At 68.7% G+C, this 26,536-nt stretch carries 21 protein-coding genes, 2 tRNA genes and 6 pseudogenes; 14 read left to right on the top strand and 15 right to left on the bottom strand.

Annotated features, from left to right (window positions below; translation table 11 throughout):
• Positions 1–45: 45 nt before the first annotated feature.
• Positions 46–165 (bottom strand) — tRNA-Arg (locus tag ACZ3IJ_RS04630).
• A gap of 550 nt (positions 166–715) precedes the next feature.
• Here ACZ3IJ_RS04630 and ACZ3IJ_RS04625 point away from each other — a divergent pair.
• The 3 genes from ACZ3IJ_RS04625 to ACZ3IJ_RS04615 all read left to right on the top strand — a co-directional run bounded on the left by ACZ3IJ_RS04625 (position 716) and on the right by ACZ3IJ_RS04615 (position 2,298).
• Entirely contained in the window at positions 716–1,177 is a 462-nt protein-coding gene (locus ACZ3IJ_RS04625) for a hypothetical protein (RefSeq protein WP_467466208.1), read from the top strand.
• The gene (locus ACZ3IJ_RS04620; protein WP_467466207.1) at positions 1,068–1,466 is read left to right on the top strand and encodes a transposase; all 399 of its coding nucleotides are present in this window, start codon (positions 1,068–1,070) and stop codon (positions 1,464–1,466) included. Before ACZ3IJ_RS04625 ends, ACZ3IJ_RS04620 begins: the two co-directional genes overlap by 110 nt.
• Before the next feature lie 238 nt (positions 1,467–1,704).
• The gene (locus ACZ3IJ_RS04615; RefSeq protein ID WP_467466206.1) at positions 1,705–2,298 is read left to right on the top strand and encodes a DUF4291 domain-containing protein; all 594 of its coding nucleotides are present in this window, start codon (positions 1,705–1,707) and stop codon (positions 2,296–2,298) included.
• A gap of 122 nt (positions 2,299–2,420) precedes the next feature.
• On the opposite strand, the gene ACZ3IJ_RS04610 is transcribed toward ACZ3IJ_RS04615, so the two are convergent.
• From ACZ3IJ_RS04610 to ACZ3IJ_RS04600, 3 genes and pseudogenes are all read right to left on the bottom strand, one after another.
• The gene (locus ACZ3IJ_RS04610) at positions 2,421–4,847 is read right to left on the bottom strand and encodes a hypothetical protein (protein ID WP_467466205.1); all 2,427 of its coding nucleotides are present in this window, start codon (positions 4,845–4,847) and stop codon (positions 2,421–2,423) included.
• 3 nt (positions 4,848–4,850) lie between these two features.
• A tRNA-Gly gene (locus ACZ3IJ_RS04605) sits at positions 4,851–4,924 on the bottom strand.
• Between the two features lie 558 nt (positions 4,925–5,482).
• Positions 5,483–5,673, bottom strand: a pseudogene (locus ACZ3IJ_RS04600) (IS5/IS1182 family transposase); the annotation flags it as partial.
• 72 nt (positions 5,674–5,745) lie between these two features.
• Between ACZ3IJ_RS04600 and ACZ3IJ_RS04595 the strand changes: the two are divergent.
• Both ACZ3IJ_RS04595 and ACZ3IJ_RS04590 read left to right on the top strand, forming a co-directional pair.
• Positions 5,746–6,126, top strand: a complete 381-nt coding sequence (locus tag ACZ3IJ_RS04595; protein WP_467466204.1) for a hypothetical protein — start codon at positions 5,746–5,748, stop codon at positions 6,124–6,126.
• Positions 6,127–6,205: 79 nt separating this feature from the next.
• A pseudogene (locus ACZ3IJ_RS04590) lies at positions 6,206–6,975 on the top strand (transposase family protein).
• Between the two features lie 308 nt (positions 6,976–7,283).
• Here the strand turns inward: ACZ3IJ_RS04590 and ACZ3IJ_RS04585 are convergent.
• The gene (locus ACZ3IJ_RS04585; RefSeq protein WP_467466203.1) at positions 7,284–7,496 is read right to left on the bottom strand and encodes a hypothetical protein; all 213 of its coding nucleotides are present in this window, start codon (positions 7,494–7,496) and stop codon (positions 7,284–7,286) included.
• Between the two features lie 348 nt (positions 7,497–7,844).
• Between ACZ3IJ_RS04585 and ACZ3IJ_RS04580 the strand changes: the two are divergent.
• Both ACZ3IJ_RS04580 and ACZ3IJ_RS04575 read left to right on the top strand, forming a co-directional pair.
• Positions 7,845–8,112 (top strand): annotated as a pseudogene (locus ACZ3IJ_RS04580) (TnsA-like heteromeric transposase endonuclease subunit); the annotation flags it as partial.
• Between the two features lie 560 nt (positions 8,113–8,672).
• Positions 8,673–10,187, top strand: a complete 1,515-nt coding sequence (locus tag ACZ3IJ_RS04575) for a hypothetical protein (protein WP_467466202.1) — start codon at positions 8,673–8,675, stop codon at positions 10,185–10,187.
• Positions 10,188–10,313: 126 nt separating this feature from the next.
• Here the strand turns inward: ACZ3IJ_RS04575 and ACZ3IJ_RS04570 are convergent, their stop codons facing one another.
• The 4 genes and pseudogenes from ACZ3IJ_RS04570 to ACZ3IJ_RS04555 form a co-directional block, all read right to left on the bottom strand.
• Positions 10,314–10,442 (bottom strand): hypothetical protein, encoded by a 129-nt coding sequence (locus ACZ3IJ_RS04570; RefSeq protein WP_467466201.1) that lies wholly within the window; start codon positions 10,440–10,442, stop codon positions 10,314–10,316.
• 39 nt (positions 10,443–10,481) lie between these two features.
• Positions 10,482–10,940 carry a hypothetical protein gene (locus ACZ3IJ_RS04565; protein ID WP_467466200.1) on the bottom strand — a complete coding sequence of 153 codons (459 nt, stop codon included), beginning with the start codon at positions 10,938–10,940 and terminating at the stop codon, positions 10,482–10,484.
• 162 nt (positions 10,941–11,102) lie between these two features.
• Positions 11,103–11,357, bottom strand: a complete 255-nt coding sequence (locus tag ACZ3IJ_RS04560) for a hypothetical protein (RefSeq protein WP_467466199.1) — start codon at positions 11,355–11,357, stop codon at positions 11,103–11,105.
• Between the two features lie 169 nt (positions 11,358–11,526).
• Positions 11,527–12,296: pseudogene (locus ACZ3IJ_RS04555) on the bottom strand (transposase).
• A gap of 577 nt (positions 12,297–12,873) precedes the next feature.
• Here ACZ3IJ_RS04555 and ACZ3IJ_RS04550 point away from each other — a divergent pair.
• The 4 genes and pseudogenes from ACZ3IJ_RS04550 to istB (ACZ3IJ_RS04535) all read left to right on the top strand — a co-directional run bounded on the left by ACZ3IJ_RS04550 (position 12,874) and on the right by istB (ACZ3IJ_RS04535) (position 15,135).
• Positions 12,874–13,251 carry an SMI1/KNR4 family protein gene (locus ACZ3IJ_RS04550; protein ID WP_467466198.1) on the top strand — a complete coding sequence of 126 codons (378 nt, stop codon included), beginning with the start codon at positions 12,874–12,876 and terminating at the stop codon, positions 13,249–13,251.
• A 282-nt stretch (positions 13,252–13,533) separates the two neighbouring features.
• On the top strand, positions 13,534–13,887 hold the full coding sequence (locus ACZ3IJ_RS04545; RefSeq protein ID WP_467466197.1) for a transposase family protein: 354 nt from the start codon (positions 13,534–13,536) through the stop codon (positions 13,885–13,887).
• 219 nt (positions 13,888–14,106) lie between these two features.
• Complete coding sequence (locus ACZ3IJ_RS04540; RefSeq protein WP_467466196.1) at positions 14,107–14,346, top strand: hypothetical protein; 240 nt, start codon at positions 14,107–14,109, stop codon at positions 14,344–14,346.
• Positions 14,343–15,135, top strand: a pseudogene (gene istB / locus ACZ3IJ_RS04535) (IS21-like element helper ATPase IstB). Before ACZ3IJ_RS04540 ends, istB (ACZ3IJ_RS04535) begins: the two are co-directional and overlap by 4 nt.
• A 52-nt stretch (positions 15,136–15,187) precedes the next feature.
• Here the strand turns inward: istB (ACZ3IJ_RS04535) and ACZ3IJ_RS04530 are convergent.
• Positions 15,188–15,826, bottom strand: coding sequence for an HAD family hydrolase (locus tag ACZ3IJ_RS04530; RefSeq protein ID WP_467466195.1), 639 nt, complete (start codon positions 15,824–15,826; stop codon positions 15,188–15,190).
• A 267-nt stretch (positions 15,827–16,093) separates the two neighbouring features.
• Positions 16,094–16,861 (bottom strand): annotated as a pseudogene (gene istB, locus ACZ3IJ_RS04525) (IS21-like element helper ATPase IstB); the annotation flags it as partial.
• 21 nt (positions 16,862–16,882) lie between these two features.
• Between istB (ACZ3IJ_RS04525) and ACZ3IJ_RS04520 the strand changes: the two are divergent.
• Positions 16,883–17,332 carry a hypothetical protein gene (locus ACZ3IJ_RS04520; protein WP_467466194.1) on the top strand — a complete coding sequence of 150 codons (450 nt, stop codon included), beginning with the start codon at positions 16,883–16,885 and terminating at the stop codon, positions 17,330–17,332.
• Between the two features lie 318 nt (positions 17,333–17,650).
• Here ACZ3IJ_RS04520 and ACZ3IJ_RS04515 read toward each other — a convergent pair whose 3' ends face one another.
• The 4 genes from ACZ3IJ_RS04515 to ACZ3IJ_RS04500 form a co-directional block, all read right to left on the bottom strand.
• On the bottom strand, positions 17,651–18,331 hold the full coding sequence (locus tag ACZ3IJ_RS04515) for a hypothetical protein (protein ID WP_467466193.1): 681 nt from the start codon (positions 18,329–18,331) through the stop codon (positions 17,651–17,653).
• A 238-nt stretch (positions 18,332–18,569) separates the two neighbouring features.
• Positions 18,570–19,832, bottom strand: coding sequence for an RNA polymerase sigma factor (locus ACZ3IJ_RS04510; RefSeq protein ID WP_467466192.1), 1,263 nt, complete (start codon positions 19,830–19,832; stop codon positions 18,570–18,572).
• Entirely contained in the window at positions 19,829–20,191 is a 363-nt protein-coding gene (locus ACZ3IJ_RS04505; RefSeq protein WP_467466191.1) for a YciI family protein, read from the bottom strand. Before ACZ3IJ_RS04505 ends, ACZ3IJ_RS04510 begins: the two co-directional genes overlap by 4 nt.
• A gap of 750 nt (positions 20,192–20,941) precedes the next feature.
• Positions 20,942–22,474: a hypothetical protein gene (locus tag ACZ3IJ_RS04500; protein ID WP_467466190.1), complete on the bottom strand. Its 1,533-nt coding sequence runs from the start codon at positions 22,472–22,474 to the stop codon at positions 20,942–20,944.
• 213 nt (positions 22,475–22,687) lie between these two features.
• Here ACZ3IJ_RS04500 and ACZ3IJ_RS04495 point away from each other — a divergent pair, with 213 nt between their 5' ends.
• Together ACZ3IJ_RS04495 and ACZ3IJ_RS04490 are read left to right on the top strand one after the other, a co-directional pair.
• Positions 22,688–24,745, top strand: a complete 2,058-nt coding sequence (locus ACZ3IJ_RS04495; protein WP_467466189.1) for a hypothetical protein — start codon at positions 22,688–22,690, stop codon at positions 24,743–24,745.
• Positions 24,746–24,950: 205 nt separating this feature from the next.
• The gene (locus ACZ3IJ_RS04490; RefSeq protein WP_467466188.1) at positions 24,951–26,381 is read left to right on the top strand and encodes a phospholipase A2; all 1,431 of its coding nucleotides are present in this window, start codon (positions 24,951–24,953) and stop codon (positions 26,379–26,381) included.
• The last annotated feature ends 155 nt before the right edge of the window (positions 26,382–26,536 follow it).

The raw sequence follows: 26,536 nt of genomic DNA, 5'->3' as shown, positions 1-26,536 counted from the left end.
CGCGTGGCGGCAGGTCCATGCACCGGACTTCGTCCTGGTCGGCTGCGGTGCCGACGGGATTTGAACCCGCGAGACAGATGGGAGCAGATCCGCCCCGTCTCCGTCAGTCGCCGTGGGCGGGACCTCGCCCACGGCGATCGCAATGGACCGCTCTGCCACGGCACCGCAACCTGCGGAAACGCGCGCACTCCCGCGCTGACCAAGTGTAGAGAAACTGTTCCCTGCGGACGAGCCCTTATCTGGTCGCCGGCAATCGCTGCCACGGGTCCACAGAAGTCCTGCCAGAGCCCAATCCCGTACACGAAGGCCACCGGGTGGGCGTGAACGGGCGTTTGGGCCCCCTTCCACCAGGAGGCCCGCTCCACCTGCCGTCCGGTATGCCCCGGCCGATCCTGCGACCCGGTCCCTGTAGCGGGCGTCGAGTTTGTGGATCACCGGCTCCAGGCGTAGCCGCATCTCGCGGCGTGGGCGAGGGAGGCTGAGTGCCGGGCCCGACGTCGGCCGAGCCGAGGTCTACCACCATGACCGTGATGCTGCGGATCCTCGCGCACCGAAACGCCATCCCATCCAGAAGCCGTAGCGCATGTTCCGTGCAGTTCCGTGCAGCAGTGACCGGGCGATGCGTCTCGGGCGGCCGCTGCCTCACTGGTCAGGACTGGATCTGATCCAACCCTGCAAGGTTAGGGTGCTGATTCAGGGACCGAGGGGAACGGGCGTGCACGACAGACTGAGGATGGAGGAAGCCCTCGATGTCCTCCGTGCCGAGCTGAAGGTCGAGCGATCGGCGAAGAGCAAGTTGACCACGCGGGCTGCATGGCTGGCCTTCATGCGATTCGCGCGGCGACGCTTTGCCACCGCGCCCACTCCGGACTCGGACGGCTTGCTCCTCCAGTACGGCACGTACGCCTTCAGCGGGCGGCCGATGTTCACGATGGACCTCACGCGACAGTTCGACATCAGTGACGACGAGGGTGACCACGAGCACTACGTGCAGGTTCACTGCGAACTTCGCTACGAGTGCGATCCTGTACTGGATGCTCTGGGGAGCTTCGATTCCTGGTTCTTTCATGACGCCGATGCGGACCTCGACGAGTGGTTCGCCGCCATGGAGAGGTGCCTCGAGCGGGTGCTTGCTCGTGCGCCAGCCGAGATCGATGTGTACGAGGAGCCGGTATAGAGGGATCTCATTCGGCCGGTTCGATGGGCTGCGGGCTGTGGTGGGGATCGTCGAGCGCCTTGTGCCGGACGAGTTGTGGGAGGGGTGTTCCAGCGAGTGGTGCCGGAGGCTCCTACGTGGCCCCAGGGCCCGGGGCCGGCGTCGGCATGGCGACCGAGAGGTGCCGGCCGCGATCGTGTTCGTGGCCACGTCGGGCTGCACGTGGCAGCAGTTGCCGGCCGCGTCGTTCAGGCCGTCGGGAGCGACGGCCCTCCAGCGCTTTTCTGAGTGGACGGAGGCGGGAGTGTAAGCCAAGCTCTAACGCCTGCTCCTCGACGAGCTCGGCTCCAAAGGCGAGCTGGACTCGAACGCACCATGACCTGCGCTCGCCCGCTGCCGACGCCTCCACCGACGCTAAGAACGCAAAGCGGCCCATTTCCTCGCCTTTGCCGGCATCGCCTGCACCCTCATCTGCTCCCGCAGACTCGGCGACCTCCCGCCCCGGTAATTCGATAGCGCACGTGAAGCGGTGCGATCACCCTGATCCCGTGACAGAACCCAAGCATCAGATCCGAGCCCTTCACACGGACTCCACGGTCACCGTCTACCAGGCGTACTCGCCGGAGATCGGTCTGGCGGCGGCCCGGGACGGTCGCTTCCCGGCAGTGTGGCAGCGGGACCGGATGACGTGGATCAAGCCGTCATTCCTGTGGATGATGTACCGCTCCGGGTGGGGCACCAAGGAAGGTCAGGAGCATGTCCTTGCCGTCGAGATCACCAGGGAAGGCTTCGAGTGGGCACTGCGGCACGCCTGCCTCTCGCACTATGAACGCGGACTCCACACCGACCGCAACGCGTGGAGACGCCAGCTGAAGCGAGCTCCTGCCCGCGTGCAATGGGACCCGGAACGCGACCTGCATCTTCAGCCACTTCCCCACCGATCACTCCAGCTCGGCCTCGCCGGTGAAGCCGCCCACCTCTACGCCGACGAATGGATCGTCTCCATTACCGATGTCACAGCACCGGCCCGCATGATCCACGCCCATGTACAAGACGGAGAGCTGGAGGCCGCACAGCAACTCCTGCCGCATGAACGCCCCTACCCCGTGAGAGACGACGCTCTGACTCACCTCCACCGATAGCCAGAACCACCCACTGAGATGACGTCTTAGGTCGTTACGCCAGCAGGACTGCTCGGGGCGCGCTGGTGGTATGGCCCCGTGGAACAGTGCACCCAGCCTCACCCACACACGATCGCGGCCGGTCAGCGGGCGGCCGAGCGCATCCAGTGGCCGGTCGTGGTCCAGCCCTGGAAACGGCGGGCGAGGCCGCCCAGTGCGGTGCCGTCCGCGTCGAAGGTGCCGCCGCCCGCGACCAGGCGCAGTCCGGCGATCACCGGGGCGAGGCGGGCCGCCGTGTGCCACGGCTGCCGGGCGGCCTCGGCCGCCATCTGCTGGACGAGCGCGGTCTGCCGGGCGGTCGGGCACAGCGAGAGGAAGAACAGCGTCTGACGCCAGCCGTACGCGGCGTCCTTGATGGTGCCGAGCGGGCGTGGGTGACCGTGGACGCGGGCGACGAGGCGGCAGACCGCGGCGAAGGCCTCCTCGGCCAGGGCCTCCCAGCCTGCCTCGGGGGCGATGCCCGCGTGCCGCACCAGGACGGCCAGGTTGTGGGTGGTCAGGATCTGCGCCTGCTCGATGACCGTGCCGTTTCCGGCCGGTGACCAGGAGTAGGCGGTGTCCGTACCGGCCCGTTCGCCGCACAGCCGGTCGAACGCGGGTGCCGTTCGGGCCGGATGCGTCCGGCCGAGGTTGTCGGCGGCGTGCACCACCGCCATGCTGCGTACCGCCGCGCAGTCGATGCCGTAGTAGCGGGTGTAGAGGCTGTCCTGCAGAAGGTCGGCCGCGATGCGCGCGGTGGTCAGGAACTTCGAGCTGAAGGTCCCCATGAAGATGTCGGCCGCGAGCTCTTCGGTGAACGGCGCGGAAAGGTCGGCCTGGCGGGCCAGGTGGGACATCTCGCGCACCAGCGGGTTCGGCAGCAGCGTTCCGGGGAAAGCGCCGACGGCCAGGTCTCCCAGGCGGCGCAGCGCGGCCTCTGCCGCTGCCCGCGCCCGTGCCTGCGTATCGGCGTCGCTGCCGTGGCCGGCGACCGCGCGCACCCAGGGCAGCTCGTCCACCTGTACCTGGTGCGCCAGGTCGAGCAGCAGCAGCGAACGCCGGTTGCGGAAGGCCCGGTACGTGGCCGCGGTGAGGGTGCGCAGGGCGGGGTCGGCGTAGCGCTGTGCGGTGGCGTTGGCCACGAGCTGCGGAACGAGCTCGGCAAGCACCTCCGCGGACGGCACCACGCCGCGCGCGACGAGCTCCTCGGGCGGGGCGCTCAGCGCGGTGCGGACCACGTGCCGCAGTCGCGGCGGGACCACGGTTCCGGCGGGCAGGCCGGTCTCGGCTGCCTCCGTCTGCGTGATCGGTGCGAGCGGTCCGTCGACGTCGGGCGTGCCGCCCCGCTGGTCCAGAGCTGCGAGGCGGTCCGCCACGGCGGTGGCGATCTCGTGGTGTGCCGGCAGAGCCGCCTGGCGCGCCTGCTCGGCGCGCAGCCGGGAGTGCCGGTCCGAGCCGGGCAGACCTCGCTTGGCGACGACCGAGGTCACCGCGTGACGCAGCAGCCCGGCGAGCCGGGGCGCGAGCGGGCGACCGGCGGCGGCCTCCTCCAGGGCCCGCAGCATGATGCCCGTGTTGGACTTCTGGTCGCGGTGCTTGCGGCACAGCGTGTGGGCTGCGGCCAGGGTGCGGTAACGCTCCAGCAGGGCGGCGGCCTGCCCGCGCGCGTGGCCGGGGCCGGGGCGGGCAGTGGCCGGACGGGGGCCGGGCACGCGCCCGGGTCCGGATCGATCCGCTGCGGACCGGGCCGGGGCGGTCACTTCGGCATGCTGCAGCCAGTAAGCGAGGAGTTCGTCGTCGAAGGGCCGCCAGACGCCGAGGGCTTCGCGCTGCACCTCGATGGCGGTTTTGGGCCCGCGGGCCCGCAGCGCGTGGGAGACCTGGCCCACGCTGCGGCGGTGCACCGCGCTCGCGTCGGGGGTGGGCCGGTCGGTCGGGCGGGGCAGGAAGCGCAGCCGGTCGGCGAACGGCTGAAGCTCCCTCACCAAGGCTGCGGCCGCGTCGAAGTCCTCGGCCCGTACCAGCCAGGCAACGGTCAGCAGTGCCGCTTCCTCGGACAGGGACACCTCGTAGCGACCGGTGTCCAGGAGCTGCCACAGCTCCTGAAGGCCCGCTTCCGTCAGCGCGTGCGCGAAGAGCGCCGCACGGTCGGCCGGTACGCCGGCACGGCGGGCGGCATCTGCTTCGTATGGGGCGAGGGGCCCGCCCGCGCCGGGCGTTCCGGTGGCGAATCCGCCGCGGACGACCTCGGGGGTGACCCAGGCGGGCAGTCCGGCGACCGGCGTGCGCGCACCGATGGTAAGGCTGCCGTCCGCCATGCCCGCGAGCACTGCTCGCCACTTCTGGATACGGCCGAGGGCGCGGTCGCGGGTCGCCGGCTCGGCATGCGAGACAGAGGTGCGCAGCGCGCGTGCCAACTGGCCTGCAGCATACGCCGACGAGGCGGTGGCCAGGCCGATCGTCACGGCTGCGGGCGCACCGGCGGGAGAGCCGGGCTCGGTCGGGGGCTGCTGGTCAGCGATCTCGTCCATAAGCCGGCGTGGCAGGATCTGCCCCTGCGCCCCCCGGGTAGGAAGCCCGGTGCTCTAACTGACTGAGCTACACGCCGTTCAACACCTCGACCCTAGATTCGAACACCCAGGCCCGGCAAACGAATTGCGAGCCGCCGGCCGCGCAGCGAACTCGTTCCTCCCGCGCCACCTGTGGGTGGCGCACCCCATGACTCCGCCGTAGGCAGGACGACCCGGGCTGAACCGCGCCCGGTGATCACTGTCGGCGAGCAGGACAGCCGGAAGGTGAAGGGCTTTGCCGCCCGGCTCACCGGCGGCCCCACGGAGGTCGGAGCGGGGACGGGGAACGGTCGATGAGCGCGCCCGCTCCGGACCCGTCACGCCCGGCCGTACGCAGGGAGATGGTGCTGCGGATCACCTCACCGAACCTACCGGCCTGTACCGCAATGCTCGGCACGGGCAGCCTCGGTGCGCTCTTGGCGCAGGGTGCTGCCTCGCCAGGATCCCCGTTCGTGTGGCCGCTCGTGGTTCTCACGCTCGGCGCGATGGCATACGACGTCGCACTCCGCGCCGTGCGCCGTCGCAACGACTGACGACCACCGTCCCCAAGGAGGTGGGCTGGTACGCCCTGGCCGCCACGCCGAGGGCGCTGCAGCGTTCGTGCGCCAGTACGCGGCAACCAGCAGGGTCCGGTCCTCCGGAGGAAGACTCCACGGCCGGCCCCTGCGGACCGCGTCCGCCCCCCCTCGCGCCGCAGCACCGTCACCAGCTTGCCGAACTGCCGCGGGCTCAGCCCGGTGAACGGGGCTATCCAGGACGGCTCCGACGCCGTGATCACACCAGCCACACCAAGATCATTGCAGTTGCAGGCGCTGCCCAGCGTCCTCGATCCTGTGTGCTCGGCAAGCAAGGAGGGCACATGGGACTGGTTCTTTTCCCGGGCGACGGAGACAACAGCAGTCCGGATGTCTCCTGGTCCTACAGTGGCTTCGCCGCGTTCCGGCGGCGTCTGGCCGAGGCCGAGGGGTTCGTCCTCTCCGAGATGTCAGGCTTCGGCAGAGAACGCCCGTGGAGCCAGGTTTCCACCGCTCTGGAGCCACTCCTCGATCATCCGGATGCCGGCGGCGACGACCTTTCGCCTGCCGAGTGCGCGTCGATTCTGGTCCGGCTGGAAGCGATCACCGACCAGTGGGCACAGGAGGGCGGCGACCAGCTCTTCCAGCACATCGAGGACGCCCGCCAGCTGCCGGGCGTCCTGCGGCTCTGCATCGAGAAGAACGTCCCGCTGGGCTTCCTCTGAAGCCCCGACCGCGGAACCCGCTTACGGGACAACCCTTAAAGGGTGTTGGAGAAGGCTTTGTCTCGGGTATTTCCCCTGTATGGGCGGGGTGTTGAGGGCTGAGGCGTTTGGGTGGAGACGTTCACGGGTCTGCGGATGCGGCAGTTCGAGCGGCTGCTGAAGGTCGTCCGGGAACGGGGCGGAAATGGTCCCGGTGGCGGTCGGCCGTGGTGTCTGCCGCTGGCTGACCGGGTGCTGCTGGCGGCCGTCTACTACCGCACCAACCTCACGATGCGGCAGCTCGCACCGCTGTTCGGCGTCTCGCCCGCGACGGTGTGCCGGGTCATCCAGCGACTGCGGCCGCTGCTGGCCATCGAGCCGGCCATCCGTCCGGCCCACGCGGTGGAACGGTTGTGGATCGTGGACGGCACCCTGATCCCGGTCCGCGACCGGAAGACTGGCGCATCCTCGCGTAACTAGCGGTTCTCGGCGAACGTGCAGGTCATCATCGATGCCGACACCAAGCTGGTGGTCGCCGCGGCCCGGCCGGTGCCCGGCAACACCGCGGACGCGAGGGCATGGCGGGACTCCGGCTTGGCCGCGACATCAGAGGGCGTCACCGTGCTCACCGACGGCGCGTACATCAACACCGGACTCGTCGTCCCGCACCGCAAACGCCCCGGCCGAGCCCTCCTGCCCGGCGAGGAAGAGGACAATGCCGAACACCGCAGAGTCCGAGCCCGCGTCGAACACGCCTTCGCCCGCATGAAGCACTACAAGATCCTCCGCGACTGCCGCCAGCGCGGCAACGGTCTTCACCACGCGGTCCAGGCCGTCGCCCACATGCACAACCTCGCCATGGCCGCATGAACCGACCGGCCTCGAACCCGGCTCTGACCTGCCCGAATACGACCTTCTGCAACACGCTTTAGCCGTACGGATTGAGTGCCCAAAAGCGGACGGCGTCGCTGCGACGGTCAAACCACAGTTTGGTGGAGTGGCCGCTGCCGTCACGGTCGAGCTCGTGCGACCGGATCCACTGGGGGTTCTCCGGCCCCTCGACCTCGATCGGCTTCTCGAACCACGAGGAGAAGTCATCGCCGGCCCCTCGGAGACGAAGGCGTGGGCCGCCGTCAGCTCGGCAAGTTTCCCCCATGTCAGCCAGGTGAAGCCCGAGATCACCAGCTCCGGCGACGGTACGCCCGATCGTTGTCCCGGCTGCTCACCCACTTGGCGTCGACGAGCGGGCCCAGCAGCGGGAATGCCCGCTCCAGCGGTGTGGTGTCGGTGTGCCAGTCCCCCTTGGCTCCGTTCGCCACCTGACGCAGGGTCCACCAGACGGGTAAGACCGCCAGCCCCGCTCCAATCCCGATCAGCTTCCGTCGCTTCAACGAGATCCCCTCGTGCCTGACTTCGGGGGCACCTTATCTGGCTCGAGCACCTCACCCGGACCACCTATTGATCACAACTAAATACGCGCCCTAACCGCACTGCTCCCTGTGCCCTGGCTCTTCGCGTTGGACAGCATGGGCGTTGTGGGCCGGTCCGGCATTCCGCCGAGAATCGCCCCTTCGAGTGAGGCAGGCAGATTCGCCTCCTCCTGGCAGCAGGTCCCTACTTGGGTGGCAGAGGTGAAACGGCGTGAGGGCGCAGGCAGTGCCTGGAGTAGTGCTGGCAGCCAGGTGCACGGCCTGGCAGTGGAGGTGGCCTTCACCAGACTGTCCGGACAGGTCACCCAGCTGCCGTGGGACCAGGCGATCGGTTCGGTGCGTTTTGAGGAATTTGGCGCCGGTATCGGCATTCCCGGTGCTGCCGGAACGCCGGTGGGAGCCCTGATGGTGGTGGTCAGCCACCACCGGGCGGCATGTGATGCACGGCTCCGCCACGATGCGCACTCAGTTGATGGCGTTGGACCGGGACCCGGAGGTGACTGGTCTGTCCGACCGGCCAGTGCGGCTCATCTGGCGGGATCCGGCCGACGGGCGCGTAGCTCCCGGGCCGCCACGCTGACACCGGAACGGATCGAGCAACTCTCCACCATCGGCATGCGGTGGACGTAGCAATTCACCCAAAGCGCGCCGTGTAGCACGGCCCCCAGGGGCGAGGACCGCGGACCCAGAGATCGCGGCGAACGGATCCAGCAGGAGCTTCGTCGCCACGCGCAATGGGGCTGAGCGGCGCGGACCGCGTGCAACGTCCTCATGCCCTGGCCGGACCTACTTGGCACAGACCGGGGGCGCAGCGATCGAGGTCCTCGCTACGGAAGAGGAACGTGCCGTTCGCCAGACATGAACGAGTTCATCGAGGGGTGCGGCCGTTCGACGCGGTGACCGTGTTCGCTACGTACGCCTCTTGCGGGCTCGGCACGTGCCGCCGGCCGTCATGACAGCGCGTCGGCCCGTCCTGGTGCGGATGAGCCGAGCGACTGGAGAGGGCACAGGAAGGCCCGGGCCGGACCTGGCAGACTGTGCGCCGCCTGAAGGGAGATCGTTGTGCCGGGAGAGCTGACCGTTCGCCGCATACTCGGGGACCAACCGTTCGCCGAGATCGGTCGGCCGGAGTGGGTGGTGAGCGCCACGCGTCACGGCTGCGTCATCGCGGCCGGCGACCTCGGCCACGTCCCGTGGCACGGCACGGGACGCTGGCTCGGCCACCGGATCGGCGTGTACGAAGCCGGCACCCTCCGGCCGCGCCACGTTGTCGCCTCCCGTTACTCCGTATGTGCCATCGAGCCTCACCCGGAGCTGCCGATCGTCGCCGTGGGCACCGGCCGCTACGACGGTTCGTGGGACTTCGAGGGACAGCTGCTTGTGCTGAACCTCGAGACCGGGCTCGTGACGGACCTGCTGAGCAAGAGCCGTCAAGTGCGGCACCTGCGCTGGCTGGAGGATGGCAGGCTCGCGATGCTGCTCTCCCCCGAGGACAAGGATGGCGGTTTCCGCACAGGATTCGAGTTGGCCGTCGCGGCGGACGACTGGCTGTCCGCTCCGGCCGGTCTGGTCGACCCCGACCGCGTTCGCCATCCGATGGTCGAAAGCGGGCTCCTCTACGACCCCCAGGTGGAGGACGCCCTCGCCCGACTGACGGAGGGCCGGTGGCGGAGGCGGGCGGAAGTACGGGACCTCACGGTGCTGGCCGACGGCAGGGTGCTGGCTACCGGCCGGCACACGGACCTCGAATGCTGGGATGCGTCCGGCGCGCTGAGCTGGGCTCTACCGGCCAGCGGGGAGGGAAGCGTCCAGGTCGAGGCAGCCCCTGACGGCACATCGGCGTGGGTGACGTACCGGGGCTTCCGCCGCGACGACCGGACGGGGCGGATGGTCGACCGGGCGACCACAGTTCGGCGGATATCGACGGCGGACGGCGGTGTGGTGGACTGCGTGGACACGCCATCGGCAGCCGCATGGAGCGCCACGGGCGAGGGCTGGCTGGCCCTGCGCCCCCTGGGGCGCGACGCAGAGGCCGCGCTGCTGCTCGACCCCGCACACCACCAGGCGGCACAGGTCGGGCTTGCGCCCCGTCGCTCCAACTCCCCGGCGCTGCGCGTCAGACACAGCACCCGTCTGCTGTACGTGGACGGCCCCGGCCCGGACGGCGACGCTCCGTGGATCCACGCGATCGAGCCGCCAGGCGCCCACGGTCCCGCCACCGTGCGCGCCCTCTTCCCCCTGCACTGGGACCCGGCGTCCGCGCTCCAGCCCTGGTACGGCCCCGCCGTCGAGGTGGGAGACACCCTCGTCCAAGCAGGCCGGTCCTACGAGCGGGGCCCCACCTACGCACAACCCCGCACGGGCACCTACGTCGTGAACCGTCGGCTTCCGGACGGAGCAGCACGCTGGGTCTACGAGACCGACCAGCCGCTCGCCGGTCTCGACGGCGACGAGCACACGGTGTACGTCGTCTACCTCACTGGGAAGGCAGAGGCCCTCGACACGGCGACGGGCGAGGTGCGGGACCGGTACACCCTCCGCGCATACGGCCACCCGGTCACGCCGGTGTCCGTCGCGTTCCGGGCGGACCAACAGCGACTGGTCATAGGAACGGTCGACGGAAGGATCCTGGACTGCACAGCCCCGGGGTGACAGGTCTGGGGCGAGTCGACCTTGGGGAAGTTGCCCGGAATTGGCCCGTACGGGGCGGCCCCAGCGGCACGGGCTGGTGCCCGCCGACGGCCTCGGCGGGCACCAGCGTCGTATCGAGGGCCGTGCTCACGGAACCTCCACCGCGGCCGTCTTTGAACGGGGCGAGGAGACCAGCGTCCAGCGGGTGCGGTCGTAGCCCTCGGCGTCCTGCCACCGCGCCCAGAGCACGCAGACGAGATGGTTCCAGGGGGTCATCCCGCACCGCCGTGGGCGAGGGGAGAGCGAGCCGTCCCTCTATGCCGGCCACATTTGAAAGGTGTACTGCTCCGTTCCCTCACGGCCGTCCGACGGCGTGCTTGAGTCTGCCTCGGCGGCCATCTGGCTGGCTGCGTCTCGGCCGGAAAAAGAAATGCGTGACCTGTACGTCCCTTTCGGGATAGAGATGTCCCAGGCACCCCGAGTCCGTTCCGAGATGACCAATAGACCGGTGGGAATTTCCATCTGCATTTCCTCATAGCCTTCGCAGTCGTCAAGGAGGGGCGGTTCTGCCGTCCAGGTTTCGATCACAAGTTGCACTTTAAATCGGGTCTGGGCGCAGACGACGCAGACTTCCAATCCGTTCCCTGCGACTGCTCTGGCGCGCGCGGGTTTAATAAGCGCATCATCGCGAACGTCGAAATCTGCATCGTACAGATCGAATCCTCCGTAATCAGGCATCACGAGGGTTCGGTAATTGCTCAGCCGCTGCGCCATCGCTTGCCTCCGACGGGACTTTGGGCGGGTTGCTGTGGGCGATCCGGGATATGCCGGCCCGGACCGCCATCAACAAATAGGAGATCCTAGCTGAGGACAGTGATCGAACCCCAGCCGCCGGTGCCGACGATTGTCGATGGTCCACTCACGGGGTTTCCGTCTTCATCGGGCGCCGCTGTAGAAGAGGAGCTTCCCGTCACTGGTCGTGGCCCACAGATCCGGTAGGCCGTTGTTGTCGGCGTCGTCTCCGGAAGCGATGCGTGGGCGACCGGCTGTGGTCCAGCCGGCGGTGCCGAATAGAGTGCGGTTGCCGAATGTGCTTGCTGCTCCTCGGTAGCGCCACAGTTTGTCGTCGGCGGTGTTACGGGCCAGAAGGTCGGCGGACGTGTTGCCGTCGGTGTTGCCGGGTGCGGTCAACGGGTGCTCCAGCCGCCGCCGACCTTGGTGGCTGGTTTGACGCCCGGCTTCTTGGTGGGGTCGCCGGCATAGAGCCACAGGTTTCCGTTGTGGTTGGCGGCTAAGGGCTGTCCCGTAAATGATCTTTTGGCCGTCTCAAGCGTGGTGGGCCGCCGTGCGGCCCGCTTCCCTATCCGGCGAGGGCGAGGTTGTGCATCCGGGCGATGCCGAGCATGGCGTGGTGGACGCCGTCACCCTCGAGGCGGCAGTCGCGGAGGATCTTCCAGGTCTTCATGCGGGCGAAGACGTGCTCGACCCGGGCCCGGACCTGCTTGTGGGATTTGTTGTAGCCCTCCTTCCAGTCCGGCAGTTCGGTCTGGCCGCGCCGCCGGCGGTGCGGGATGACGAGTCCGGTGCCCGGATAGCCGCCGTCGGCGAGCGTGACGGTGTTGCCGACGGCGGCCTTGGCGCCGGATTCCTCCCATGCCCTGCAGTCGTTGCGGTTCCCGTGCAGAGGCTGGCCGACCACGACGACCAGGCGGGTGTCGGCGTGGATGACGACCTGGTGGTTGGTGGAGTACCGGTAGTTCTTCGACCGCTCGGCCATCGTACGGTCGCGGGTGGGGACCAGGGTGCCGTCCACGATCAGCACGGTGTCCCTCGCGAACCGCTTACGGGGCTGGAGCGCGAGCATCGGCCCGAGATGGTCGATGCCGGTCCGCCGCCGACTTCGACACCCCGAACAGCGGCCCGAGCTGCCGCATGGTCAGGTTCGTGCGCCAGTAGGCCGCAACCATCAGGGCCCCGGTCCTCCAGCGGAAGACTCCACGGCCGGGCCCTGCGGACCGCGTCCGCCCCCTCGCGCCGCAGCACCGTCACCAGCTTCCCGACCTGCCGCGGGCTCAGCCCGGTGAACGGGGCTATCCAAGACGGCTCCGACGCCGTGATCACACCAGCCACACCAAAATCATCACATCAGGGTCAGACGGAGGTCCCCAGCCCGGCTCTCGCAGCGGACGCGACCTCTGGGGAATGAGAGCTCCAGGGCAACGCGTCCGGTGTTCGGTTCGTGCTCTTCCCGCACCGCCAGAATGCTTTCCCCGATGTGATCTGCGAACGGTGTCTCGTTGCCGATCGCCCCCACAGTGACGCGTCCCAAGTCGCCCATGTCATAGCCGGTGTGTGGCTCCGACTCCTCGACGATCAGGCACCCGTCCGATCCAGTCGTGACGCGAACGGTTGCACCCCGGTCAGCGATCAGCCACACGTCCAGCGGCCCCGCGAGATCACCGCCGCCATACACGTGCCTCGAAGCGACGACCTCCGCGAGCAGGCGCCCTACGAGACTCTGGGCAGCCGCCCAACCGCCGTGAAGCGGGCACCCGTTCGGCTTCTCCCACTCCCTCGGCCGACAGTACCGCCAGGGAGACCTACCAGCTCACGGTCATATACGGGACAGGCCCTTAAGCTCGCTGTCATGTGGAGACAGTCAGTGCAGGAAGTCTTTCCTGATGCAGGGCTTCGGGAGCCGGTCGAGGTGTCCGAGATCGTTGAGGCCGAGAGGCGGTTGGGGCGGGCTCTGCCGACGGACCTTAAGCAGCTGCTGTTGGAGAGCAACGGGGTGCTCGGTCACTCTCACGTGGACGCTGTCTGGACCATCGACCAGGTCGTCGAACAGAACCTCCACTTCTGGTCCGACGAGACCTTCGCCCAGCTCTATATGTCTTTCGACGCCCTCATGTTCTTCGGCGGCAACGGGGGCGGTGATCAGTTCGCCTTCGTGCAGAAGCCGCAGCGCCCGGACGTGTTCGTCTGGGAACACGAGAGCGACAGCCGAAGATGGGTGGCCAACGACCTGCGCGACTACCTCGGCCGTTCGCTGCGCGTCGGCGGAGACGACTGGTATCAGCTGTGACCGAAACGAACCGCCAGGCAGGTTGCTGACTTGGCCTGTCACGGACTTCCGACCAGAGCAATTGTTTGCGGATCCTCATCAGCTGTGACGGCCCCCGGGAGGAGGGCCGTCACAGGCACCTGCAGCGGTCAGCCGGCCTTCTGGCTTTATTCACGGGTTGTGGTTCTGGCTCGCTTTCCGTGATGCGCGCACGCTGAGTGACGGCTGCCGCTCCGATCAGGCTCCGGGAAGTTGCCTGAAAATGACCAGGGCCGATCTTGATGTGGTCGACAGTGCGGCGTCGTGGAAGAGACGTCGCCCCGCCTGGAGGGCCTGCTGTTACCGTCCATCGCGGACGTGTCGGTGTTGTCGCTGGACGTGAGTCACGAGGCGATACGCATCGACGTCTGCAGTACGGCAGCCAGGGCGGCATGCCCGGACTGTGGCAGCGAGTCGACCCGGGTGCACAGCACCTACCTGCGGTTTCCTGGGGACGTGCCGAGTGGGGGGCGTCTGGTGGTCCTGCAACTGCGAGTTCGGCGGTTCTTCTGTCCGGCGTCTTCATGTGCTCGGCGGACGTTCGCTGAGCACATGCCGGGACTGACCCGGCGGCACAGCGCTGCCGCCTGGATGTGGACCACTACCTGGAGGCCCTGATCCGCAAGCCGGGAGCCTTCCCCGGCGCGACGGCGCTCGAGCAGGCCCGCTCGGCTGGCAAGTTCACACCGGTCCATGACGCCTGGTGGGCCGCGGCGGTCAAGGCCCACGGAGACACCGCCGGAACCAGGGCCTTGATTGAGGTGCTGCTGCTGGCCCGCCACGTCTCGCACGAGCACCTGGTCGCCGGCCTCGCGATGGCTCTGAGGGCCGGGGGCCTTGACGGCGGACGCGGTCGCGCTGGAAGCCCGCAAGGTGGCCCAAACCGAGGACGAACCCGCCGGGCACTCTTCGCCGGCGGACGCTGGCGGCGCGGCCACCGTGACGTTTCTGCACGAGTGGCGGCTCGCGCATCTTCCCCCGGACACCAGGCCGCTGCCCTCGGTGACCCACTACGACCAACTGCTCCGACGTCGCCGCGCCAGCGGCGGTGAACACCGCGAGGGAGAAGCACAGTGACCCTGCCCCGACAGCGAGGCTTGACCGAGCAGGCCGCCACCACGGCCATCGACACCGCCTGCCGCCTGCTGCGGCTTCCCTCGATCAGAAACGAGTTTGCCGACATCGCCGACCGGGCGTTGAAGGACCAGATGACCTACCGCGGCTTCCTCGCCGAGCTGCTGATGGCCGAGTGCGACGACCGGGCCGGCGCCGGTCGGAGAGGCGGATCAAGACGGCCGGCTTCCCCCGGGACAAGTCGTTGCGGACCTTCGACTTCGACGCGAACCCCGACATCGACGCGGCGACCATCCACACCCTCGCCAGCTGCGAATGGATCAAGAAGAGCCAGCCGCTCTGCCTGATCGGCGACTCCGGCACCGGCAAGTCCCACATGCTCATCGCGCTCGGAACCGAAGCCGCGATGGCCGGCTACCGGGTCAAGTACGTGCTGGCCACGAAGCTGGTCAACGAGGTCGTCGAAGCCGCCGACGAGAAGCAGCTCTCCAAGACAATCGCCCGCTACGGCCGCGTCGACCTGCTCTGCATCGACGAACTCGGCTACATGGAACTCGACCGCCGCGGCGCCGAACTCCTCTTCCAGGTCCTGACCGAACGCGAGGAGAAGAACAGCGTCGCCATCGCCTCCAACGAGTCGTTCGGCGGCTGGACCAAGACCTTCACCGACCCTCGCCTATGCGCGCCATCGTCGACCGCCTCACCTTCAACGGCACCATCATCGAGACCGGCACCGACGCCTACCGCCTCGCCAGCACACGAGCCCGCGCGGAACGCGCAGAAGCGGGCTGATCAACGGCTTCAACGCCTGGCCGTCAGCTGCCGGAGACCGGCCAGGCCGACGTCATCCGAGTGGGACACGCCCTGGGACCAACGGCCCGGCGTCCAAGTGAGCTGCGATGCGCCGGATGGTCCCGGCGTTGTCCTCGAACAGATGCGCCTGCATGCCCGCCGCCTGGGCGGCCTCAACGATGACTGCGACATCGTCGATGAACAGGCAGTTCTCCGGCCGCACGTCCAAGCTGGCGCATGCGACCTCGAAAGCACGCACGTCAGGCTTTTCGATGCCGATCTCATGCGAGTAGACGATCTGCTCCACCAGTTCGTCGAAGTGATACAGCGTCGTCTCCCGCTCCCTGGCGCCGATGAAACTGTTGCTCAGGATGCCGAGCTTGCACCTTCCGCGCAGCCCTCGCACATAGTCGATGAGCTCCACGTTCGGCGTCCCTAGATACTCCGCCCAGAGATCAGCCATGAACGCTTCAACCCGGGACGCGTCGAGACCCAAACGGGCAGCCACTTGCTCGTGCACCTCTCGCTCGCTGATGTCCCCGACGCTCCCAGCCCGCCACACGTCGTGCATCCGCTCATGGATAGTGCCCAGTGGCAGGTCCAGCCGCTCTTCCCACCGTTGCACCCATCCCGTTTCCGGCGTGATCTCCAGCACGCCGCCGATGTCGAGAATGACGCAGGTCGCGATCACACGAACTCCCCCCTCTTCGTCCTGGCCTGACCGGCGGACACAGACCGTCCGCTCATGTGGTCGGCAGAGACACTGTCATCCGTCCCTCTGGGGCAAGGTCAAGTGATCTCCGAAGCTTGTGACAGCCCTGTCGCAACCAACCGACCCTGCTCGCCCCAATCAGCAGGTGCCTTCAAAACTCGTGACGATCCGCGAAGCCATCGACCGGACGCTGGCGGCGAAACTCGTTAACAAACGCTGTCGAAAGAAGTGATCGAAGCCAGCCTTCGCTGCTTCCTCGGCCCGCGCCCGCGTCGAGGCGAGGCGGTAGGCGTCGGTGCCGGTTTCGATGATGGTGCCGTTCAAGGTGAGGCGGTCGACGATGGCGCGCATAGGCGAGGGTCGGTGAAGGTCTTGGTCCAGCCGCCGAACGACTCGTTGGAGGCGATGGCGACGCTGTTCTTCTCCTCGCGTTCGGTCAGGACCTGGAAGAGGAGTTCGGCGCCGTGGCGGTCGAGTTCCATGTAGCCGAGTTCGTCGATGCAGAGCAGGTCGACGCGGCCGTAGCGGGCGATGGTCTTGTTCAGCTGCTTCTCGTCCGCGGCCTCGACCAGCTCGTTGACCAGCCTCGTCGCGAGGGTGTAGCGGACGCGGTAGCCCTTCATGGCGGCCTCGGTGCCCAGGGCGATGAGCATGTGGGACTTGCCGGTGCCGGAGTCGCCGATGAGGCAGAGGGGCTGGCTCTTCTTGATCCATTCGCAGCTGGCGAGGGTGTGGATGGTGGCGGGGTCGATGTTGGGGTTGGCGCTGAAGTCGAAGCTCCGCAGGGGGTCTTCTCCCGGGGGAAGCCGGCCGTCTTGATCCGCCTCTCCGACCGGCGCCGGGCCCGGTCATCGCACTCGGCCATCAGCAGCTCGGCGAGAAAGCCGCGGTACCTGGCTGGCGCCGAGGACAAGATCGCTCAAGTGGACCGGCAAACTCCCGGCGGCACGACGGGAAACCTCGGCATGCCACGCGTGCCCCCAGCTCAGCCGATCCGGGAGGATGATGGCACAGCTGCGCTGGAACAATCAGCGGATGACGAACAATGAGATCCGTTTCGACTGCCGGCCGCGTGGCGGCGTCGGCCCACTCGTGGTGCTCCATCACATCGACGGAGCACCACTCACCGAGCTGATCGACAACTTCGAGATCGCCGCCGAGATGCAGCCTGCAGGCGAAGCCTATGGTGGCCTGATCCCTGCGTTCTACCGGTTCGGACCGATGCAGGACCATTTCTCCGGGCGATCCACCAACGCGATGGGGCCGAAGACACCCGTCCTCGGCTGTGAATGCGGCGAGTGGGGATGCTGGCCCCTCATGGCCCGCATCACCACGACAGCGGAGCTCGTTATCTGGGATTCCTTCGAGCAACCCCATCGCAAGACCCGCGAGTACCGGGAATTTGGACCGTTCCAGTTTGCACGTGGCCCATACGATGCCGCCCTGCTCGCGCTGAACACCGCAATCGGCTCCGACCCGACGTGATCCGCGCCCGCCAGCGCTAGTTCAGAGAAGTGACCAGCCCGAAGCTGACGGCTCCGGACCACATCGCACGGCCGGCGGGCATGCGTACCTCCAGGCCCCCTGGCGGTCGGACACCAGGCTGCACCGCGCCGCGGTGATCGCATGCCCCGGATGCCATGCGCGGGGCTTGGTGCCCTGCAGGGTTCGGCGGCTGCGCCGACAGGCTGGCGGCAACTGGACCCGCTATGCCGCCGGTGATCACCTAAGGTCACCATCCGGCTGGGTTCCCCGGCAGGCCGATCACAGTTGAACAGGCGATCCCACCGAGACGCGCAGCAGTCAGAGCGCCTCTCGGTCCGGCCGCGGATAGCCGATTTCGAAGATGTCCTGGGCCAGGTCCGCCAGGGTGACCTCTGCATTCAGCGACGAAACGAGTTCCTGGTCCAGAGGCCGCAGGGCATACACATTACTCACCGCTGCCAGGTCCACGGGGACCTCGTAGTAGTCCTCGGCGAAGCACTGGAACGCTTCCGGAGAACGGTCGACCAGGAGACTGAACAGTCCGGTCGTCCCATCAGGATCGGCACGACCCGCGGGAAAGTCGATCGTCCCGTGGCACCACTGAACGTCGGTCTTCCCCCGCCACACGCAGGCTGTTACGACGGGCACGCCGTCCTCGTCGGTGAACGCCGGCTCCTCCACGAAGGGCCGAAAGACCTCAGGCACTTCGTCGATCACACCCGGCCAAGGCTCGCCGTCGTTGCCATAGGGGCTCATCGGCGACTCGTGGCTGAAGCCGCGGACATAGACCCCGGCCGCCGAGAACACGATGGAGTACTCGTCTCCTGACCCGTCGCGCATCGAGGCCATCTCCTCGCCGCCGGCCCAAGCGGCGTTGAAGGAGTAGTACCGGCCTTCCCAGTCCGGGCTCAGGATCGCGTCGAGCATCGCAAGCGAGCGGCACAGGTCCCGCAGCTCGGCAATGGTGGGAAGCTGGCGGGCTACGTCATAGACAGTCACGGGCTCATCCAACCGGATCCCTCTGACATCAGCCCCACCCCTGCCAGACGTCACGGTCAAGAGCAGTTCCAGAGCCGGGCGGCCAACACGCGACAGTCGAATAGGCGAGTCCACCAGTATGGGCTATGCGCGTTCCTTCGCACGTACGCGGACCGGCCGCGCCACACGCCGGTGGGGTCTCCCTCGTCTCATCGGCTCGTCTGGCTCTGCCGGGCACCGCCCGACGGAGCGGTGCGTGTCACATAAGGGCTTTCAGGCGGTGGGCGCGGGCGCTGAGGTGGCGGCGTTCGGGGATGCTGGTGGTGCGACGGGCGGCTTCGCGGTAGGAGGTTGCCGCGGCCTCATGTTCGCCGAGGAGTTCGAGCAGGTGGGCTCGGGTGGCGAGCAGGCGGTGGTGGTGGGCTATGCACTTGTCGGTCTCCAGCGATGCGATCAGGTCGAGCCCTGCGGCTGGGCCGTGGACCATGGCTACGGCGACCGCGCGGTTGAGGGAGACCATCGGGTTCGGTCCGAACCGTTCCAGGAGCTCGTACAGCGCGAGGATCTGTGGCCAGTCGGTGGTTTCGGTGTCCTCGGCCTCGTCGTGCACAGCCGCGATGGCGGCTTGCAGTTGGTATGGGCCGACCTGACCGTTCGGGAGGGTCCGGCTGATCAGGTCGACCCCTTCGTTGATGGCACGGCGGTCCCACTGGCTTCGGTCTTGTTCGGCCAGCGGCACCACTTCGCCGGATGGACTGGTGCGGGCGGGGCGACGCGCCTCGGTAAGCAGCATCAAAGCGAGGAGGCCCGCGGTCTCGTTGTCATAAGGCCTCAGACGGTGCAGCATCCTGGTGAGTCGGATCGCCTCGGTGGACAGTTCCGGCACGGTAAGGCCGTCGCCGTCGGTACCGCCGGTGGCGGTGTACCCCTCGTTGAAGATCAGGTACAGCACGTGCCGCACCTCGGCCAGCCGCTCGGTGAGGTCGGCACCCTCAGGCACGGCCAGAGGGGTACCGGACACCTTGACCGTCTGCTTGGCACGGCTGACGCGCTGTGCCATGGTCGACTCAGGAACCAGGAAAGCGGCAGCGATCTGCGCACTGGTCAGACCTCCGACCGCGCGCAGGGTCAGGGCGATCCGGCTGGCCGGCGACAGCGCGGGGTGGCAGCACAGGAACAGCAACGCCAGCGAGTCGTCCCGGTCCGCATCTGATGCGGCGTCGGCAGCGTGGCTGAGCAACGCGGCCTGCGGAGTGGCCAGCGCCAGGGCGTCCTCACGGCGCCGCCGGGCACTGTCGCTGCGGATCTGGTCGACCAGCTTGCGGGAGGCAACGGTGACCAGCCAGCCCCGGGGGTTGTCCGGGACGCCAGCCTCCGGCCACTGCAGGGCGGCGGACAGCAGTGCTTCCTGGACCGCGTCCTCGCAGGCGTCGAAGACGCCGTAACGGCGTACGAGCGCGCCGAGGACCTGCGGCGCCAGCTCGCGTAGCAGGTCCTCGGCAGCGTTGCGGCCGAAGGTCACACCTCCGCCGCGGACTCGTGCAGTACCGGCCACAGTTCGACCGGCTCCACGTCGGCGAACGGCATGTCCGCCGCGATCGCCTGCGCCCGCTCCAAGCTGTCGCAGTCGAGCATGTAGAAGCTGGCGATGTACTCCTTAGTCTCCAGGTAGGGGCCGTCGGTGACCGCCGGGGCGCCATCCTCGCGGCGTACGAGCTGGGCATTGGCCGCGTCCGCCAGACCGTACGCACCCAGCAGCTCACCGCTCTCGCGGTACTTGCGGTTGAACGCCTCCTGCTTGGCGATCGCCTCCGGCCACGCCTCGGCGGGGAAGGAGTCCCACTTGGCCTGGTTGCCGTAGATCATCGCGACGTACTTCATCTCGGGTGTCCTCCCCGTTCCACACGCCCCGTTGGCGCGCTGTCACCCCTCAGTCGGAGCCGGAAACCGGTCCTCGACATCCGACGACAACTTTCTTCGAGATTTTTTCGCACCACCCTCGAGCAGCCCGCATACCGAGAGAGACCCAAGCGATCAACCTACAATCCGACTCTAGACCCGCGCTTGCCCCCTGCTGGCAGCGAGACGGACCGGGCCACTCGGTTGCCTGGCAGACGACCGCACGCGGCCGTGGTGGTCGGCCTGCGCGAGCGCGGCGCCGCGGTGTCCGGCGACGACCAGGCAAAGGCCCGAAACGCGATCGAGGGACTGCCACCTCGCCGCCTGGCGAGGGCATGCAGGGGATGCGGCCGGGGCCTCGCAGGCATATGAGGAACTTCGTCAGGCCCCGGCTCTTGGGTGAGGATCATCCCGCCACATTTGCCGCCTGGGGCAGCTCCGCGCCCTGGCGGGGGCAGGCAGGGGACGCGGCCGGAGCCCTCACGCTCAACGAGCAACTGCTGGAGCACATGTTGCCGGTACTGGGCGAGGATCATCCCCCCTACAAACTCTTCGGCACAACATCGACCACTGGCGGAGGGAAGCACAGCGGACGCAGAAGTCCGAGTAAGCGCTAGCGACTGATGCGGCCACCCTCATCTCGTGCGCCGGGCAGGCCTCCCTGCCCGGCGCACGCACGTGCCGGCCGAAAAGTCAGACCGGGGAGCGTGGGCGGGCGCTCAGTGCAGAAGGTCAAGGATGCCGCAGGGTGGGTCCACCGATGCCCGCCCAGAGAGTGCCGCGGCCAGTCCACTTGTAGACGCCCGAGCCGTCAGGGCTCAGACCGTAGAGGTGCTTGCCGTCGGCGGCGAACGTCCTGCCTGGGCCGCCGGTCAGCGACCAGCGTCGGGAGTTCGACTCGTAGCGGTAGATGTTCCCGGTGTGCGGGTTCGTCGCGAACAAGCCCGCCCCTCCGCCGTACAGGTGCCGCGCCGGCCCCCCTACCTTGACCCACTCGGTACCGTGGCCGGTCCACTGATAGACGCCCGAGCCGTCGGGGCTCAGGCCATAGAGGTGCTTTCCGTCGGTGGCGAACGTCCTGCCCGGGCCGCCGGTCAGCGACCAGCTGCGGGTGGCCGGGTGGTAGCGGTAGATGTTGCCGTTGCTGGGGTTCGTGGCGAACAGGCCTGCGGGGCCGCCGTAGACGTTGCGGGTGTGGTCCCAGATCTTGGTCCACTGTCCGGCCTTGCCGGTCCACTGGTAGATGCCCGAACCGTCGGGGCTCAGGCCGTACAGGCGGGTGGTGTCCATGACGAACGACTTGCCCGGACCTCCGATCCCTGTCCACGTGCGGCGGGCGGGGTCGTAGCGGTAGATGTTCCCGGTGCGCGGGTTCGTCGCGAACAGGCCCGCCCCTCCGCCGTACAGGTGCCGCGCCGGTCCTCCTACCTTGACCCACACGGTGCCGCGGCCGGTCCACTGATAGACGCCCGAGCCGTCGGCGGAGCGGGCGTAGAGGGTGTTCTGCGCGGTGACGATCGTCGACAGCCGCAGTGTCCGCGCCCGGTCGCTGGGCGCCGGAGCGCGGGTTTGCTTGGCAGCCGGGGCGGTGGTGGTCTTGGGGGCCGGGGTGGTCGGTGCGGGCGCTCTGCGCGGCGGCTTCCGCGAGGGCGTGGCGACCGGCGCTGTCTCGGTCAGGTTCTTGTAGCGCAGGGCGGTGTAGTGCTGGGTGGGGTGGCCTGCCAGCCGGGCGGCGTGGATGCTGCCGGTGGACTTGCCGGCGGGGTGGCCCGGTCGGCTCGCCTGGTAGAACGTGAACGTGCCCTTGGCCTGGTTGTTCCAGGCACCGAACAGGATCACGTGTCCGCGTGAGTTGAGGACGTCGCCGGGCTTGAGGTCCTTCACGGCGATCCGGTGGGCGCGGCGGGGCAGGGTGAGGGTGGTGTCGCTGGTGGGCAGTTGCCAGGCCATGGAGACGAAGCCGGAGCAGTCCTGCCGGTAGGGGCCACCGGTCGCCTTGTCGGGCCACCAGGCGGTCTGGCTGTAGGGAACCTTCTGCTTCACCCAGGACTGGGCGCGGTTGATGATCTGCTCGCGGGTGACCGCTCCGCCTGGGCGGGCGTGACGGCCGAGCGTCCCGGTCGAGAGGGGCTGGGCTGCGGCGTTGGTGACGGTGTCCGGCTTGACGCCGACGGGGCCGGGCTGAGGGGCGGTGATTCCCGCAGCGACGACGCCGCCGAGTGTGAGGGCCACCCCCAGGGCAGCAAGCGTACGAATTTGAGACATGACAACCCCCATTGATGGACGGAACAGACCTGGCCGTGTTCTGTGGCACCAGGCGTCGGCGATCTCGCCGGAAAGCCGCCTGTGCTACCCGTGCCGCCCACGTTGCTTCTCTGCGGAGTTGACCGGGTGGGGCGGGTATGGAACGCGCAGGTCAGGCGCAAGCTGGGGAACGGACAACGGGGGTTGTCCGCGGACAACCGTTAAGGGGGACGGGTGGCCAGAGGGGGACGTCCGCAAGGTGCTCCGAGGGGAGCGACCGACGCGGCCAACGCACTCGCGCAGTTCCTGCGGGAGCTGACCGACGGCATGGGTGTCCGGGAGATGGCCGAGCGCTATGAGGGAGGCAAGACGCTGTGGGGCGAGTACCGCTCCGGCGCGCGGATCATCCCCCTGGGACGGCTCAACGCAGTGGTCAGGGACCGCGTGCGCGACGCCCGCGGCCGCGAGGCGATGCTGGCGAAGGCACGCCGCCTGTACGAAGAGGCGCTGACCGCCGAGGAGGAGCAGCGCCCCTCCCCCGGTCTCGACGCGGCCCTGCGTCAGGCCGAGCAGGACATCGACCAGATGGGCCGCCTGATCACCGTGCTCCTCGCCAGGATCGACACCTTGGAACAGGCGCCCGTGCCGGGGTCATCGGCAGAGACGGGGCAGGAAGCGGACTCCTCTCAGGTCGTGCAGTTGGCTGAGTTACGCAGTCGGGTGTCGGAGGCTCAGCAGGTCCATCATGCCGCCCGCAGGGCGTACGCCGGCATCCAGGCCACCCAGCCGTCACCCGAGGACAATGATCCCGGGGGTGAGGGCAGCACGGATCTGCTGAAGGACCTGGCGCGGCTCCGCGACAGCGTGACCCGCCACCAGGACGACCTGCAGGAGTGGCAGAGCGAGGCCGGACCAGGCGAGCAGGCAGACGAAGACACTTCGTCAGTACCCGTCTCCGCCTCCAGCGCAAGTGGCAAGGCCGAAGACGGGCACCGGAACGCGGAGGACACCACCGTCCCGGCCCAGGCCTCGGGGCCCGACGGCCCGGAGGAGCCGCACATCACGCAGGCGGCTCCCGCGCACGGCGACGAGGGCATGGACCTGCCACCGCCCTCCGACCGCCAGGCGCCGGAAGGACCGGTGCAGGGTGACGACGAGCGTGACGGCGATGCCGGCACACCGCTCGTCGGCACCGAAACCCGTGGGGACCAGAGCCGTCCACCGCGTGTGAGGGTTCCCGCTCTGGCCGCTCTGTTCCTGGCGGCCGCTTGTGTGGCCGGCGGCATCGTGATCGGCCTGCGGCAGACGGCATCCGACACCGGCCCGGACCAGTCCCTCAGGGTGCCGTCCCAGTCACCCACGTCCTCCGCGCCAGACCGCGGGCTCGACGTGCCCGGCCTCGAGGACTCCAGCCCGACGGTCGCCAGCAGTACCCCGCCGCCGGCGGTGACCACGGGCCCTTCGCAGGCGCCCGCTTCTTCCCGCCCCGGTAGCGATCCCAGAAGCGCACCCCAGCCCGCCGGCACCCTCTACACCGTCACGTCCGACCGCAAGGAGGTCCTGCAGTGGACCGCGGGCAAAGGGTGGACAGCGGTCGGGGGCATCGCAGGCCGGGTCTACGCCGGACCTGCTGGGGTGTTCGCCACCAACCCCCACACGGGCGATATCTACGCTCGCAACCAGGCCGGCGCCTGGAGGTGGATCGGAAGCCCCGGCGCGCAGTTCCTCGTCCACGGCGACTCCTTGTATGCGCTGACACCGCGCAAGGACGCCGTCATGCGTTGGACCGGGGAGGGAAGCCGGTGGGAGAACATCGGCGGCCCGGCCAGTGCGTTGTACGCGGGCGGAGCAGGGCTGTTCGCAGTCTTCCCCGGCCAGAACAATGACCTCTACCGCTACGGCGGACCCGGCCGGGGCTGGACCCGCGCGGGCGGGCCGGGCTCCGAGTTCGCCATCGGCCCCGACTACATCGCCGGGCTGGCCCCGGACCGCAGCCAGATCTGGATGGCCGACTCCCACGGGTCCGGATGGCACAAGATCAGCGGCCCCGCCGGAAGCGTCCACGCCGGCGGTGCGGGGCTGTTCGCCACCGACCCCGGCAACAGAAAGCTGCTCAAGTACAGCGGCACCCCGCACGCCTGGACGCAGATCGGCGCGGCCGGCACCGCCCACGAAGTCGACGACCGGTCGGTCTACCGGATCGCGAAGAACACCGGCGCAGTCGAGCGGTGGACCGGCCGGTCCACCTGGACCCCACTCGGCAAGACCGCCAGCGACATCGACACCCACTGAAACACCCCCCGCGCAGCGACACGGCGGGGCGCGACGCAGTGACTGCAGCAGTGCCCCGCCCAACCTTGCGGACACTTTCCTGTCCGCGGACAACGGGCACTTGTCCACCTGCTGACCTGCACATTCACGCCTTCGGACAACGGACATCCCCCAGCTGCGGCCAGCGTGGGCCTCCCAGTCGAACCCGACCGAGGAGGAACGAGAGATGAAGTCACTGCTGCGACGCCGCACCGGAGCCGCTACCGCCGAAGGCAGGACCGGGCGCGGTGGGCGGATGGTCAGTCTGGCGCTGGTGACAGCCCTGGGGGTGGGCGGGCTGGCATGGGCCGGGACCACAGGCGTCGACGACCCCGCAGGCACCACGACACAGCGCCCCGACACGGTCGCTCACGTCAACGCGTCGGGATCACCCAGCAAGGTGTCGTCCCTGGCGGCATCCGGCCGGACCGTGTACGCGCTGGCCGAGGACGGGTCTGCGGTCTATGAGGCGGCCGACCACGGCGTGTGGAAGAAGATCGGCGGCGAGGCACGGGCGATCTATGCCGGTGGCGCTGGACTGTTCGCGACCTCGCCCGTCGACGGCAGCATCTACCGGTACGACACGGAGCAGAGCAAGTGGTTCTTCACGGGCGGGCCTGCCACGAAGTTCGCCGTCGGCGCTGACCGGCTCTACTCGCTCGCCGGCGACGGTTCCGTCAACGCATGGGGATCCGGTGGCTGGCAGCGGATCGGCGGGCCGGCCAAGGACATCCACGCGGGCCGCGCGGGAGTGTTCATGACCACGCTCGACGGGAACATCCACCGCTACCACCAGGGCCAGTGGACCCAGATCGGCGGGCCGGGCGCCGAGTTCGTCGTCGGCACCCGCAGCCTGTACGGCCTGGCCCCCGACCGCCTCTCCGTCCACGAATGGGCCCAGCACGGCGGATGGCAGCGCATCAGCGGACCGGCGGAGCACATCTACGGCGGTGAAGGCCGAGTGCTGAAGGTCTCCAAGGAGACCGGCGACGTCTACCGGTACTCAGTCCTGTTCCGCAAGTGGACGAAGATCGGTGGGCCCGGCTCCACCTTCGTCAGCTCCACGGACGACGTCTACGGGGTGTCGCCGGACCGCTCCGCGGTCTTCAAGCACGTGTCCGACCGCACGTGGAAGAAGACGGCCGGCACGGTGGAGTCCAGCTCCGTCACCAAGGAACAGAAGCTCGCACGCGTACGCGCCTTCATGCAGCTCGGACAGCAGTCGTTCAACGACTGGGCGGCCGCCCGCGGAGACGTACTCGTCAACAACAACCCCGACATCCACGGGTTCAACTGGGATGCCGACAAGTGCACCAAGGCACCGGATCAGCCCGGCGCCGACTTCCGGGCGGCATGCACCCGGCACGACTTCGGCTACCGCAACTACCGCGCGCTCCTCGGCGAGCACGGCATGCGCTTCGGAGTCCCCGGTGTGACCGGACTCGGAGCGGACAGCCCCAAGGCACAGACGGACGCGGTGTTTCTCCAGGACATGAAGAAGGAGTGCAACCGCCCCCTCGGTTCAGGCCGGTACGTCCAGGCCAAGCCGGCGTTCCAGATCGCAGCATGCGAAGCCGTCGCCCAGCAGTACTACGCAGCCGTCACCGTCCTCGGCTGACCCCGACATTGCCCTCCCCATACAGCGTCACGGGGTAGACCTCGGCCGGGGGGGGGCGGCCCCCCCCCCCCCCGGGGGGGGGGGGGGCGGCCCCGGGGCCGGGGCGGGGGGGGGGGGGCCGGGGGGGCCCCCCCCCCGCCCCCCCCGCCCCCCGG

It is taken from the genome of Streptomyces sp. NPDC013317 (assembly GCF_055563155.1).
Note: the sequence above shows the minus strand (reverse complement) of the source record. Positions and strands in the feature narration are given on the sequence as shown.

Coding starts and splice junctions, on each gene's coding strand:
- ACZ3IJ_RS04620 (WP_467466207.1), top strand. CDS start 1,068: ATGACGCCGATGCGGACCTCGACGAGTGGTTCGCCGCCATGGAGAGGT.
- ACZ3IJ_RS04610 (WP_467466205.1), bottom strand. CDS start 4,847: ATGGACGAGATCGCTGACCAGCAGCCCCCGACCGAGCCCGGCTCTCCC.
- ACZ3IJ_RS04595 (WP_467466204.1), top strand. CDS start 5,746: ATGGGACTGGTTCTTTTCCCGGGCGACGGAGACAACAGCAGTCCGGAT.
- ACZ3IJ_RS04570 (WP_467466201.1), bottom strand. CDS start 10,442: ATGACCCCCTGGAACCATCTCGTCTGCGTGCTCTGGGCGCGGTGGCAG.
- ACZ3IJ_RS04565 (WP_467466200.1), bottom strand. CDS start 10,940: ATGGCGCAGCGGCTGAGCAATTACCGAACCCTCGTGATGCCTGATTAC.
- ACZ3IJ_RS04520 (WP_467466194.1), top strand. CDS start 16,883: ATGACGAACAATGAGATCCGTTTCGACTGCCGGCCGCGTGGCGGCGTC.
- ACZ3IJ_RS04505 (WP_467466191.1), bottom strand. CDS start 20,191: ATGAAGTACGTCGCGATGATCTACGGCAACCAGGCCAAGTGGGACTCC.
- ACZ3IJ_RS04500 (WP_467466190.1), bottom strand. CDS start 22,474: ATGTCTCAAATTCGTACGCTTGCTGCCCTGGGGGTGGCCCTCACACTC.
- ACZ3IJ_RS04490 (WP_467466188.1), top strand. CDS start 24,951: ATGAAGTCACTGCTGCGACGCCGCACCGGAGCCGCTACCGCCGAAGGC.